This is a genomic window from Halorubrum zhoui (assembly GCF_051194155.1).
Classification (GTDB): Archaea; Halobacteriota; Halobacteria; order Halobacteriales; family Haloferacaceae; genus Halorubrum.
Genome location: NZ_JBLZNJ010000007.1, coordinates 75,001 through 87,034, shown reverse-complemented (window position 1 = coordinate 87,034; position 12,034 = coordinate 75,001). Strand labels below are relative to the sequence as shown.

The 12,034-nt window shown below is 68.1% G+C and carries 10 protein-coding genes; 7 read left to right on the top strand and 3 right to left on the bottom strand.

Features of this window, described 5'->3' with window-relative positions; translation table 11 throughout:
• Positions 1-4 precede the first annotated feature (4 nt).
• The 5 genes from ACNTAO_RS11025 to citZ all read left to right on the top strand — a co-directional run bounded on the left by ACNTAO_RS11025 (position 5) and on the right by citZ (position 5,371).
• Complete coding sequence (locus ACNTAO_RS11025) at positions 5-802, top strand: alpha/beta fold hydrolase (protein WP_435162058.1); 798 nt, start codon at positions 5-7, stop codon at positions 800-802.
• A gap of 79 nt (positions 803-881) precedes the next feature.
• Positions 882-1,592 carry a type 1 glutamine amidotransferase gene (locus tag ACNTAO_RS11020; protein ID WP_435162057.1) on the top strand — a complete coding sequence of 237 codons (711 nt, stop codon included), beginning with the start codon at positions 882-884 and terminating at the stop codon, positions 1,590-1,592.
• Between the two features lie 70 nt (positions 1,593-1,662).
• On the top strand, positions 1,663-2,190 hold the full coding sequence (locus ACNTAO_RS11015; protein WP_435162056.1) for a DUF2062 domain-containing protein: 528 nt from the start codon (positions 1,663-1,665) through the stop codon (positions 2,188-2,190).
• 50 nt (positions 2,191-2,240) lie between these two features.
• On the top strand, positions 2,241-4,130 hold the full coding sequence (locus ACNTAO_RS11010; RefSeq protein ID WP_435162055.1) for a PINc/VapC family ATPase: 1,890 nt from the start codon (positions 2,241-2,243) through the stop codon (positions 4,128-4,130).
• A gap of 98 nt (positions 4,131-4,228) precedes the next feature.
• Positions 4,229-5,371 carry a citrate synthase gene (gene citZ / locus ACNTAO_RS11005; protein ID WP_435162054.1) on the top strand — a complete coding sequence of 381 codons (1,143 nt, stop codon included), beginning with the start codon at positions 4,229-4,231 and terminating at the stop codon, positions 5,369-5,371.
• 517 nt (positions 5,372-5,888) lie between these two features.
• Here citZ and ACNTAO_RS11000 read toward each other — a convergent pair.
• The 3 genes from ACNTAO_RS11000 to ACNTAO_RS10990 form a co-directional block, all read right to left on the bottom strand.
• Complete coding sequence (locus ACNTAO_RS11000; protein ID WP_435162053.1) at positions 5,889-7,127, bottom strand: digeranylgeranylglycerophospholipid reductase; 1,239 nt, start codon at positions 7,125-7,127, stop codon at positions 5,889-5,891.
• 146 nt (positions 7,128-7,273) lie between these two features.
• Complete coding sequence (locus ACNTAO_RS10995) at positions 7,274-8,137, bottom strand: 2-oxoacid:ferredoxin oxidoreductase subunit beta (protein ID WP_435162052.1); 864 nt, start codon at positions 8,135-8,137, stop codon at positions 7,274-7,276.
• Between the two features lie 2 nt (positions 8,138-8,139).
• On the bottom strand, positions 8,140-9,897 hold the full coding sequence (locus ACNTAO_RS10990) for a 2-oxoacid:acceptor oxidoreductase subunit alpha (protein ID WP_435162051.1): 1,758 nt from the start codon (positions 9,895-9,897) through the stop codon (positions 8,140-8,142).
• A gap of 288 nt (positions 9,898-10,185) precedes the next feature.
• Between ACNTAO_RS10990 and ACNTAO_RS10985 the strand changes: the two genes are divergently transcribed.
• Entirely contained in the window at positions 10,186-10,830 is a 645-nt protein-coding gene (locus ACNTAO_RS10985; protein WP_435162050.1) for an FAD-dependent oxidoreductase, read from the top strand.
• Between the two features lie 88 nt (positions 10,831-10,918).
• A complete protein-coding gene (locus tag ACNTAO_RS10980; protein ID WP_435162049.1) occupies positions 10,919-12,034 on the top strand; it encodes a sensor histidine kinase in 1,116 nt (371 codons plus the stop codon).

The window sequence follows — 12,034 nt, the reverse complement described above, 5'->3', positions numbered from 1 at the left end:
GCCCGTGCCCCGAGCGACGAACGGTGACGTCTCGCTCCGCTACGAGGTCGACGAGGGGTCGGGAGGCGACGACGAGGCGGTCGTGTTCTGTGGCGACGTCGGGTTCGGCGCCTGGCAGTTCGGCTGGCAGCACGCCGCGCTCGCGGGCCCGTACACGGTCGTCACGCCAGAGACGCGGGGCGTCGGCGCGTCAGATGCCCCGCCCGGGCCGTACACCGTCGAGACGCTCGCGGCTGACCTCGACGCGGTGTGTACGGACGCGGGCGTCCGGAACGCCCACCTCGTCGGCTACGGGCTGGGCGGGATGGTCGCGCTCGCGTACGCGCTGGCCTCGTCACGCCCAGCGAGCCTGGCGCTCGTTGGGACGCCGCCGGCCGGCGACGCGTACAACCCCGACGGCGTGTGGGCCGATCCGGCGGATCCGGCGGCGGTCGAGGGGTCGCTCACGGGACTGCTCTCTGCGGACTTTCGGGAGGCACACCCGGACGCGCTCGCGCCGATCGTCGAGTGGCGACTCGCGGAGGACGCCGACCCCGAGGCGTTCGCGGCCCAGCGCGCGGCTATCGAGGGGTTCGACCTCGTCGACCGACTACACGAGGTACTGCCGCCCGCGCTCGTCGTGGTCGGCGCTGACGACACGGTGTGTCCACGGACAGCCGCGGAGACGCTCGCCGACGGACTGCCTCGGGGGGAGCAGTACGTCGTTGCGGGCGCGCGTCACCTCGTCGGCGTCGAGGCGTCCGCGGCGGTCAACGACCGTCTCGCCGGCTGGCTGGCGACGCACGCGAGCGATCGGCCGTAGCGCGCCGCCCCCCGGGGGACCGCACCCGCGACCGTCGGGCCACAACGGTTTTGAGCCCGTCACCCCTCCACGTGAACACATGAGCCGCCTCCGTTTCGCGCTGTTGAACGCCGCCCACGAGGGCGAGAGCACCCGACGAAACTTTCGGCGCGAACTCGACGCCGACCTCGCCGAGTACGACGCCACGGGTGGACACCTCCCCGAGCACACCGACTTCGACGGGGTCGTCGTCACCGGGTCGCGCTCGTCGGTGTACTGGGATGAGGCGTGGATCCCCCCGCTCGTCGACTACGTCGCCGAGGCAGCCGCCGCCGACGTCCCGATCTTGGGCGTCTGTTACGGCCATCAGGTGCTCGCAGAGGCGCTCGGCGGGCGCGTCACCGGGATGGACGACTTCGAGATCGGCTACAACACGGTTCACCACCACGGCGACGAGCTGTTCGAGGACGTTCCCGAGTCGTTCACGGTGTTCACGACCCACGGCGACGCGGTCGTGGACCTGCCGCCGAGTGCCGAGCTCCTCGCAGAGAACGAGTACGGCGTCCACGCGTTTCGCGACGGCCACTGTTGGGGCGTCCAGTTCCACCCGGAGTACGACCTCGAGACGGCCCGCGAGGTGACGGAGGGGAAACGCGACCGGCTCGGCGACCCACGGGTCGACGACGTGCTCGCGAACGTCACTCCCGAGGCGTTCGAGGCCGCGTGTGCGGCGAAGCCGCTCTTCGACAACTTCGTCGCGTACGCCCGTGCGCACCGGCAGGACCGGACGCCGGCGGCGGCCGACGACTGACGCGAGGCGGGCGGTCCCGAGTCGGCACGTCGCCGACAGCTATTTTCGCGGGGGCCGCGTACGCTCCGTAATGATACGTCGGCGAACGAAGGCGTGGGTCGCTCGGGCGAAGGCGGCGATCCACGGGTCGTTCGCGGGCGAGCACACGACCCGTGAGACCGCCGGGAGCTTCTCACTCGGCGTGTTCATCACGATGTTGCCGACGCTCGGGACCGGACTGATCGCGTTCGTCGCGCTCGGATGGGCGTTTCGCCGAATCAACCACGCCGCGCTGCTCGCGTCCGTCGTCGTGTTCAATCCGGCGGTGAAGTGGGGGGTGTACGCCGCCAGCTTCACCCTCGGCGTCGCGCTCCTCGGGCCCGTCCCCGGCGTCACTCCGGCCGAGGTCTCGTTGTCGGCGGGGCCGCCGATCCTCCTCCGGTTGCTCGTCGGAAACGTGATCCTCGCGGTCGTCGCCGCCGTGCCGAGCTACGTCGTCTCCTACCGGCTGATCGAGGCGTACCGGGCCCGCGACGTCGACGTCGTCGAGACGGTGACGGACGCGGTCTCGGGTGACACAGACCAGGCGACTGCGCCGGCGACACGGTCGCGAGAGTGAGACGCGGGGCGGTCGAACACGCTTATACGGTTCCCGCCCGCAGTGTTCGTATGAACGTAGTCCCGGACACCAGTGCGGTCGTCGACGGCCGCGTGTCCGAACGCGTCGAGGACGGCACCTACGAGGCGGTGACGGTCGTCGTCCCCGAGGCCGTCGTCGGCGAGCTGGAGTCGCAGGCCAACGACGGGCTCGAGTCCGGCTGGGACGGCCTCGAGGAGCTCAAGCGACTCGCCGCGTTTCACGACGACGGCACCATCGACCTGCGGTACGTCGGCGAACGACCGAGCGGTGACGCCCGGTCACACGCCGCCGAGGGCGACGTCGACGCGCTGATTCGCGACGTGGCCGACACGCAGGACGCGACGCTGCTCTCGAGTGACGTCGTCCAGGCGGAGGTCGCCCGTGCGAAGGGGATCGACGTCGAGTTCGTCGAGCCGGTCGCGCGTGGCGTCGTCGACGAGCTCCCGATCGCGGAGTACTTCACCGACGAGACAATGTCGCTACACCTCAAGACGGGGACGAAGCCGCGGGCGAAACGCGGCTCGCTCGGCGAGATGCACTACGTCGTCATCGAGGAGACGGAGACGTCCGAAGAACGGATGACCGAGCTGGCGAACGCGATCGTCGACCTCGCACGGCAGTCGGCAGACGGGTTCATCGAGCTCTCCGACGACGGCATGGACATCGTCCAGTACCGCAACTACCGGATCGCGGTGGCACGACCGCCCTTCGCCGACGGCGTCGAGATCACCGCGGTACGGCCCATCGCCAAGACGACGCTCGACGACTACGAGTTCGCCGACGACCTGCGGGAGCGGTTCCTCGAACAACAGCGCGGGGTGCTCATCTCCGGCTCGCCCGGAGCCGGGAAGTCGACGTTCGCACAGGCGGTCGCGGAGTTCTTGAACGAGAGCGACTACGCGGTGAAGACGATGGAGAAGCCGCGTGATCTTCAAGTCGGCCCCGAAATCACCCAGTACGGCGCACTCGGTGGCGCGATGGAGAACACCGCCGACTCGCTGCTTTTGGTCCGACCCGACTACACGATCTACGACGAGGTCCGCAAGACGCGCGACTTCGAGGTGTTCGCGGACATGCGGATGGCCGGCGTCGGGATGGTCGGGGTCGTCCACGCCTCGCGTGCCATCGACGCGCTCCAGCGGCTCGTCGGCCGGGTCGAACTCGGCATGATCCCGCAGATCGTCGACACGGTGGTGTACATCGACGCCGGCGAGGTCCACACGGTGTACGACGTCACCACGGAGGTGAAAGTGCCCGCGGGACTCACCGCCGAGGACCTCGCGCGGCCGGTGATCCAGGTGTCGAGCTTCGAGACCGGCCGCCCCGAGTTCGAGATCTACACGTTCAATCGGCAGGTGGTGACGGTCCCGCTCGGCGACGAGGACGGCGAGCAGACGGAGTCCGGCGTCGGTCGGATCGCGAAACAGGAGATCGAACGCGAAATCCGGTCCGTCGCCCACGGCCACGTCGACGTGGCACTCCGCGGCGACGACGAGGCGGTCGTCTACGTCGAAGAGGGTGACATCGGGACGGTGATCGGCAAAGGCGGCGGTCGGATCAACGACATCGAGAACCGGCTCGGTATCGAGATCGACGTTCGTACGCACGGCGAAAACCCGAGCGAGGGACGTGCGTCGAGCCGCTCTACGGGCGGACCGCGCGGCGACGGACGGACCGCGCAGGTCGGCGACGACCGCGGGTCGGTAGTGCAGCCAGAGATCACCTCACGACACGTCGTCTTGGACGTCGATGGGGGCGTCGGCGAGACGGTCGAGGTGCGCGCGAACGGCGAGTACCTCTTCACCGCGACGGTGGGCCGTGGCGGGGAGGTGCAGGTCTCACGTGGGTCGGCTATCGCCGAGGAGCTCGAGGACGCCATCGACCGCACCCAGACGATCACGGTCGTTCCGGCCCGCTGAGCACCCTCCGACAGTCGGTACGGCCGGGTTCCACGATCGTCGTACTCGGTCCTTGTCGAAAGATAACGCTTTTTTGACGGTGGTCGGAAGAGTAGCGCATGTCGAACGAGTTGAAACGCGGGCTGGAGGGCGTCCTCGTCGCCGAGTCGAAGCTCAGTCACGTCGACGGGGAGGCTGGCAGGCTCGTCTACCGCGGGCACGACATCGAGGCGCTGGCGCGCGGCGCGACCTACGAGGAGGTCCTGTATCTGCTGTGGCACGGCGCGCTACCGACGCGCGCCGAACTCGACTCGTTCGCCGACGCGCTCGCGGCCGAGCGGGCCGTCGACGAGAACGTGCTCGCGACCGTTCGCCGGCTCGCCGACGCCGACGAGGAGCCGATGGCCGCCCTCCGCACCGCGGTGTCGATGCTCTCTGCGTACGACGACACTGCGGCCGACGCGACCGACGGCGACGTGCTCGCCGAGGGCGCCCGGATCACCGCGAAGATCCCCACCATCCTCGCGGCGTTCGACCGGGCTCGACGGGGTGCGTCACCGCTCGAACCGGACCCGTCGCACTCACACGCCGGCGACTTCCTCCGGATGCTCACCGGCACGGCGCCCGACGACGTGCGCGAAGAGACGTTCGATATGGCGCTGACGCTGCACGCCGACCACGGGCTGAACGCCTCGACGTTCACCGCGCTCGTCGTCGGCTCGACGATGGCCGACGTCTACGCGGCCGTCACCGGCGGCATCGGGGCGCTCTCGGGCTCGCTTCACGGCGGCGCCAATCAGGACGTGATGGAGATGCTGTACGAGGTCGACGAGTCCGGAAAAGACCCGACCGAGTGGGTCCAGGCGGCCACCGACGAGGGGCGTCGGATCCCTGGCTTCGGCCACCGCGTGTACGAGGTGAAAGACCCGCGTGCACAGATCTTATCGGAGAAGCTCGACGACCTCGCGGCCGCCTCCGGCGACGACCGGTGGCTCCGGTACACTGCTGCGATCGAGTCGTACCTCACCGACGAGGGGCTCACAGACCAGGGGATCGCCCCGAACGTCGACTTCTACTCCGGCTCGGTGTACGAGACGATGGGCATCCCGATAGACCTGTACACGCCCATCTTCGCGATGAGCCGCGTCGGCGGGTGGGTCGCTCACGTCAACGAGTACCGCGCGGACAACCGGCTCATCCGTCCCCGTGCGCGGTACACTGGTCCGGAGTCAGCGGAGTTCGTCCCGATAGACGAGCGCTAGCCGACGCGACGCTTCCGACCCCGTCGTTTTCGCTCGCACCTCAGCGCCGCCGCTGCCGCCACCGGTCCATCTCGTGACCGCCTCCCCCCCCCGACACCGGCGACCATCCTTCGAGCGACACCGGCCCACTGAGACACATCCTGCGGTGGCGCGCGCCTCGCGAGGTCGCCGCAGGCGGCCTCGCGGGCGCGTGCGAGGGATGAGCGAGGTGGCGAAGCCACCGAGCGAATCGGCTGGGGAGGGTGTGGCGAATTGGTGTCCGGGTGTCGCGCGGGCGTCTCGGTCACACGGTCACTCCCATATGCGAGCGAATTGGCCCGGGAGGGTCTGGCCCAACTGGCGTCTGGGTGTCGAGAGGTCGTGCTGTTCGTCCTCCCACCGCCACATGCGTATGAGCGAGGACGTGGCAAACTGGCGTCTGGGTGTCGTGTTCGCCACAAAGCCGCTGTCCACACGTACAGGGTCGTTCCAGAACGCGTCCTCACGCGCGGCGTCTGCGTGTGCTGACCCGACTCACTCACGCAGACGCGAACCGCTGGCGGGCGTACTTCGCGAGCAGCGGGAGGTCGTCGAGGTGTAACAGCTTCGCCATCGCGCGCTTCTCGCCGCGGTTGGCACGAGCGAGCAGGTCGTCGGACGTCTCTCGGAGGTCGCGCATCAGCGTGTCGTATCGCTCGTTGGGCGCGAGATACAACAGCTCGGTGAGCAACAACCGCGCGTTCATGCGCGGGGCGACCTCCTCGTGCCAGAGCTGGTCGTACAGCTCGAGGTGGTCGGCGTCTCGTGGCCGGTCGGCGTGGGTGAAACAGCGGTCGATCGTCTTCGCGGCCGCGCGCGCAGACTTCATCCCCTTGTGTATCCCCTCGCCCCACAGCGGGTCGATCGTGGGGACGGTGTCACCGATCGCGAGGAAGCCGTCGGCGTGCATCGCCCCCGGTCGCTGGATGTGGGCGGAGCCGCGGTGGACCTTCCCCTCGAGCCGCTCGGCGTCGGCGAATCGAGGGTCACGGTCGAGCCATCCCTCGAGGTAGCCGTCTATCGTCTGACCCGCCTTTGCGGTCTCTTGGTGTCGGTCATTCTGGATGTAACACACGCCGACCTTCGCGGTATCCGGGCCGGTGGCGAACACCCACGAGTAGCCGCCGGGGGCGATCTCGTGGTCGAGCCGGAGCATCATCGCTCGGTCTAAGTCCGCGTAGTCCGGGTGGTCGAGGTCGACCCCTTCGAGCTCGTACTCGATGCCGATTGCCTGGTTCTCCCGCTCGAGGTCGACGACGTCGAGTGCGCTCGCTATCGGGGCGGCCGGCCCGGTCGCGTCGACGACGACGTCGGCGTACACCGTCTCGTCGCCGGCGTAGCGGACGCCCTCGATGACGCCGTCGTCGTCGAGCACCGGCCGCGACACGCGTGCGTCGAACCGATACTCCGCACCCTTCTCGCGACCGTCCTCGACGAGGAAGCGCTTGAACTCGGCGAACTCGAGGACGGCGCCGGGCTGGTACGACTCGTAGTAGTCGTTCGGCGACTCCAACACCACGGTGTCCGTGTACGACATCACGACGTCGTCGGGAACCCCGAACGCCGACATCATCGACGGGAACGTCCCCGCCGTCGACTTGTTGCTCTGTCGTGGAAAGTCGGCTTCGGCCTCGGTCTCGAGGACGACGACGTCGTACCCGCGGGCGGCGAGGTCACGAGCACACTGGGCGCCCGCTGGACCGGCGCCGGCGACGGCGACGTCGTAGCGATCAGGCATGTATGATCCGTATCGACCCGGCTAATTAGGTTTGCCGAAATGGGTCGATACGGCGAGTGAGCCGCCCGATTTTGACGGATCGCGGAGGTCGGGATGTTGGCACGGACAACTGGACAGCTGCCGCCGATGTGGCGGCCCGACCGTCCTCAGTAGAACTCGCGGACGAGGTCGGTCGCGTTCTCCGGTGCCCCCGCCGGGACGTCCGACATGTCGGCGTCCATGCTGTGCTGTTCGGTGTACGGTACCGACGACTCGTCCTGGTAGACGACGCCCTGGTACTCCTTTTCGGAGTCGAGGATGACGTCTTTTGCGGCGTCGCGGTCGGTGGGGTCGTGGTCGGTCTCGGCGAGGTCGACGAGCGAGTCGCGGAAGTAGTCGTACGTGTCGACGTCGTTGAACGTCACACACGGGGAGTAGACGTTCACGAAGCCGAATCCGTCGTGTTCGACCGCCCGCTGAACGATCTCTTGGTGGCGCAGCGCGTCCGAGGAGAACGACTGCGCGATGAACGTCGCGCCCGACGCGAGCGCGAGCGCGTGCGGGTTGACCGGCGGTTGTTTGGGTCCCTCGGGGGTAGTCGACGTCTCGAAGTCGTCGCGCGAGGTCGGTGACGCCTGCCCTTTGGTGAGTCCGTAGATGCGGTTGTCCATCACGACGTACGTCATGTCGACGTTCCGGCGAACCGCGTGGACGAAGTGGCCCGCGCCGATCGAGTAGCCGTCGCCGTCGCCGCCGGCGACCATCACCTCGATGTCCGGACGCGCGAGTTTCACGCCGGTACCGACCGGCAGCGCCCGGCCGTGGACGCCGTGGAGCGCGTAGCTGTGCATGTAGGTGCCTATCTTTCCGGAACAGCCGATCCCGGCGACGACGAACGTGTTGTCCGGGTCGTTGCCCGTCTCCGCGAGCGCCTTCATCATGCCGTTCATCGTCCCGAAGTCGCCGCACCCGGGACACCACGTCGGCTGCTTGTCGGATTTGAAGTCGGTGAATCGTATCTCTGAGCTCATGGTTACGCCTCCACGACCCCCGTGAGGGTCGACCGTATCTCCGCTGCGAGTTCGTCCGCCTTGAACCGCACGCCGGTGTACTTGTTCACCCGCTCGACGCGGGTCAGCGCGTCGCGCTCGATCAGGTTCGCGAACTGGCCGGTCTCGTTACACTCGACGACGAGGACGGTCTCTGCCGCCTCGATCGCCGCCGACAGGTCCGGCCGGGGAAAGACGTACGGCACCGCGATCACACGGACATCGATACCCGACTCGCCGAGGATGTCGAGCGCCTCGACGAGCGCCCCCTCGTTCGAGCCCCACGTGATCACGAGCGTGTCCGCGTCGGGATCACCGAACTCGCGGGGACTCCAGTCTTCGCGCGTCTCTGCCGTCTTCACCTTGCGGTTTCGCTTGTCGACCTGTTCGACTCGCATCTCGGTGTCTTCGGTTCGTCGACCCTGCTCGTCGTGTTCGAGGCCGGTCGACATGTGCGCGCCGTCGGCCGTGCCGGGGAACGCCCGCGGGGAGATGCCGTCGTCGGTGAGCGCGTGTGGTTTGAAGCCACCGTCTTCGGTCTGGTGGTCGCTCACGGTCGACTCGTCGACGACGAACCCGCGGTCGACCTCGACGGCGTCCATGTCGAACGTCTCCGGTGAGAACGTCTGTTCTGTGACCGCGAGCGAGAGGTCCGCCGTGAGGTAGACGGGCAGCTGGTACTTCTCGGCGAGGTTGAACGCCTCGACCGTCTTCCAGAAACACTCGTCGATCGTGGTCGGCGCGAGGACGAACCGGGGGACCTCCCCGTGGCCGCCGTACAGCATGTGGTTCAGATCCCCCTGCTCCTGTTTCGTCGGCATTCCGGTCGACGGCCCAGACCGCATCACGTTACAGATCACGAGCGGCGTCTCGCTCGTCGCGACGAGGCCGAACGTCTCGGTCATGAGGTCGATGCCCGGTCCGGAGGTCGCGGTCATCGCCCGGGCGCCACCGCGGGCGGCCCCGAGCGCCATGTTGACCGCCGACAGCTCGTCTTCGGCCTGCACCACGTGGCCGCCGTACTGTTCGATCCGGCCGGTGAGGTACGTCATCACGTCGGTCGCGGGCGTGATCGGGTAGCCCGCGTAGAACCGACAGCCGGCGGCGATGGCGCCCATCCCGATCGCCTCGTCGCCGTTGAGCAGGACGTAGTCCTCGTCCGTCGTCTCCAGCTCGTAGGGGAACTCGTGGTCGTACTCCTCGTCGACGTACGCACGTCCGGCGCGGGCCGCCTCCTTGTTGTTGTCGACGAGCTTCTGGCCTTTGTCGCCGAACCGCTTTTCTAACGCGGAGTCGAGGTTCTCGATCGGGAAGTCGGCGACCGCACACGCCGCGCCGAGCGCGACGACGTTGCGCATGATCGCCCCGCCGGCGTCCTCGGCGAGCCGTTTGAGCGGCACGTCGACGCCGGTCATCTCGCCGGGGATCTCGACGTTCTGCATCGTCGTTCGCTCGCCGTCGTAGATGACGACGGACTCGTCGTGGAGCTCGTCGAGGTTCTCGTCTATCGTCCGCGGCGTGAGCGCGATGAGGACGTCGAGTCTGTCTACGACGCTCTGTACCTTGTCGACGGAGGTTCGCACCTTGTACGCGGTGTATCCGCCGCGGATCCGCGAGGCGAAGTCCTTCGACGTGAACACGTGCCGACCCGACCGCGAGAGGGCCTGCGCGAAGATCTTGCCCGTCGAGTCGATGCCGTCGCCAGCCTCCCCACCGACGGCCCAGTTGAAGTCCGCTGCCATTCTGTGTGGGCGCTTCACTCGGACTCATCAAAAGGCTTCTGGAAGGGGACACTCGACAATTACTTCACATCCGTATTATTTTTCGCAAGTATTGTCGAAATATCTCCGACAGAGTCGAGTATAAAGAATATAGAGTGGACAAACGTCCACCGCACTGGCGCCCGTCGCAGCCGCGTGTCGCACCCAATATTCGACAGTCGTCGAATTCACGCGACGGCCGCGGCCGGCACCGACGACGGTGCCCAGGCGACGGAAACACGTTTAGTGTGTGAAGGCCCGAACACCACCATGGACACCACAGTCTCCGTGACGACGGTCGAGACGGTCGGCCCGGACACGTACGCGATTCGGTTCGACGCGCCGACGGGGTTTTCGGCCGAGCCGGGCCAGTTCGTGCGGCTCGGCACCGAGATCGACGGTGAACCCGTCTCCCGGTTCTACACGCTGTCCTCGCCGACCGTCGACGAGACGGTCGAGGTGACCGTCGCGATCGACCCCGAAGACGGCGGTGACTTCTCACAGTTCCTCGGTGACGTCGACCCCGGCACGGCGCTCTCGCTCGCCGGGCCGTACGGCGACCAGCACTACGACGACGAGTCGCGAACCGTGATCCTGGCCGGCGGGCCGGGCGTGGGCCCCGCGGTCGCGATCGCCGAACGGACGGTCGCCGACGGCGGCGAGGCGGCCATCGTGTACCGAGACGGAACGCCCGCCCACGAGACCCGGCTCTCTGCGCTTCGCGACGCCGGCGTCGACGTCGTCCTCCTCGGTGCGGACGAACCGCTCGACGCCCCCGTGGCGGCGGCCGTGTCGGGTGGTGACGACGAGGGCGTGTTCGTCTACGGCTTCGCCGACTTCGTCGAGGACGCCACGGCGGCCATCGAGCGCGGCGGCGGCGATCCGGACGCGGCGAAAGTCGAGAACTTCGGGTAGCTCCCGCGGCCGCCGTGGAGACGACGTGTTCCGACGTCCTCGCATTTATCACGGCCGGGGGGATATTCAACACGTACCCTCGCTCACGATGGACGGCCACGGAGACACCACGACAGTCCTCTTTGCCGGCTCCGACCCCCAACCGGTCGCGACGGCGCTCGCGAGGGGACCAGACGGCTTCGTCGTCGATACTGCAACGACGGCGACCGAGGGCGTCGAGTTGCTTCGTGGACGCGCGTACGACTGCGTCGTCGTGGCCGCTTCCCGGAGTGCGCGGGAGACGGACGAAGCCGCGTGGCATCCGGACGATCTCAGCACGCTCGTCCGCGCGACCGACGAGGACCTGCCGGTCGTTGGCTTCGGCACCCTGGCCGACGGCCTCGGCGACCCGGCCGGCGAGGAGACGGCCGACGCGGCCATCCCCGAGGGACTCACCGACGTCGTGTACGCCGGACGCGACACCGATCTCGAGGCCGACGTGACTCGGCTCACGCGACGGATCGCGGCCGTGGTGGCGTCGCGTCGAGCGGTTCGCGAAGCAGAACGCCGCGAAGAACGGCTCGAGCGGTTCGTCGAGGTCGTCTCACACGACCTTCGGAATCCGCTCAACGTAGCCCAGGGACGGATCGAACTCGCGAGCGCGTCGTGTGCGAGTGCGGACCTCGAGACGGCCGCGGACGCGATCGACCGGAGTCTCGACCTGATCGCGGACCTGCTGACGCTCGCCCGCGAGGGTGAGACCGTCTCGACGACGGAGCCGATCGACCTCGAGGCGCTCGCGCAGACGTGTTGGTCGTCCGTGCAGACGCCGACGGCGACGCTTCGTCTCGACGTCGACCGGTCGATCGTCGGGACGCCCGGCCGGGTGAAACAGCTGCTCGAGAACCTCTTCAGCAACGCCATCCGACACGGTGGAGACGACGTCGTCGTCACCGTCGGCACGATCGAGCCGTTCTACACCGCGACGCGGGGTGGAGACGACGGGGGTGCTGGGTTCTACGTGGCCGACGACGGCGCGGGCATTCCGCCCGACGCACGCGACCGCGTGTTCGACACCGGGTACACGACCGCGAGCGACGGCACCGGCTTCGGTCTCAACATCGCCGCGGAGATCGCCACCGCACACGGGTGGGAGATAGACGTGACGGCGAGTCGGACTGGCGGGGCCCGTTTCGAGGTCACCGGCGTCGAGACGGTCGAGTGA

Excerpts from the sequence above, each read along its gene's own strand:
- ACNTAO_RS11020 (WP_435162057.1), top strand. The coding sequence starts at position 882 with ATGAGCCGCCTCCGTTTCGCGCTGTTGAACGCCGCCCACGAGGGCGAG.
- ACNTAO_RS11015 (WP_435162056.1), top strand. The coding sequence starts at position 1,663 with ATGATACGTCGGCGAACGAAGGCGTGGGTCGCTCGGGCGAAGGCGGCG.
- ACNTAO_RS11010 (WP_435162055.1), top strand. The coding sequence starts at position 2,241 with ATGAACGTAGTCCCGGACACCAGTGCGGTCGTCGACGGCCGCGTGTCC.
- citZ (WP_435162054.1), top strand. The coding sequence starts at position 4,229 with ATGTCGAACGAGTTGAAACGCGGGCTGGAGGGCGTCCTCGTCGCCGAG.
- ACNTAO_RS11000 (WP_435162053.1), bottom strand. The coding sequence starts at position 7,127 with ATGCCTGATCGCTACGACGTCGCCGTCGCCGGCGCCGGTCCAGCGGGC.
- ACNTAO_RS10995 (WP_435162052.1), bottom strand. The coding sequence starts at position 8,137 with ATGAGCTCAGAGATACGATTCACCGACTTCAAATCCGACAAGCAGCCG.
- ACNTAO_RS10990 (WP_435162051.1), bottom strand. The coding sequence starts at position 9,897 with ATGGCAGCGGACTTCAACTGGGCCGTCGGTGGGGAGGCTGGCGACGGC.
- ACNTAO_RS10985 (WP_435162050.1), top strand. The coding sequence starts at position 10,186 with ATGGACACCACAGTCTCCGTGACGACGGTCGAGACGGTCGGCCCGGAC.
- ACNTAO_RS10980 (WP_435162049.1), top strand. The coding sequence starts at position 10,919 with ATGGACGGCCACGGAGACACCACGACAGTCCTCTTTGCCGGCTCCGAC.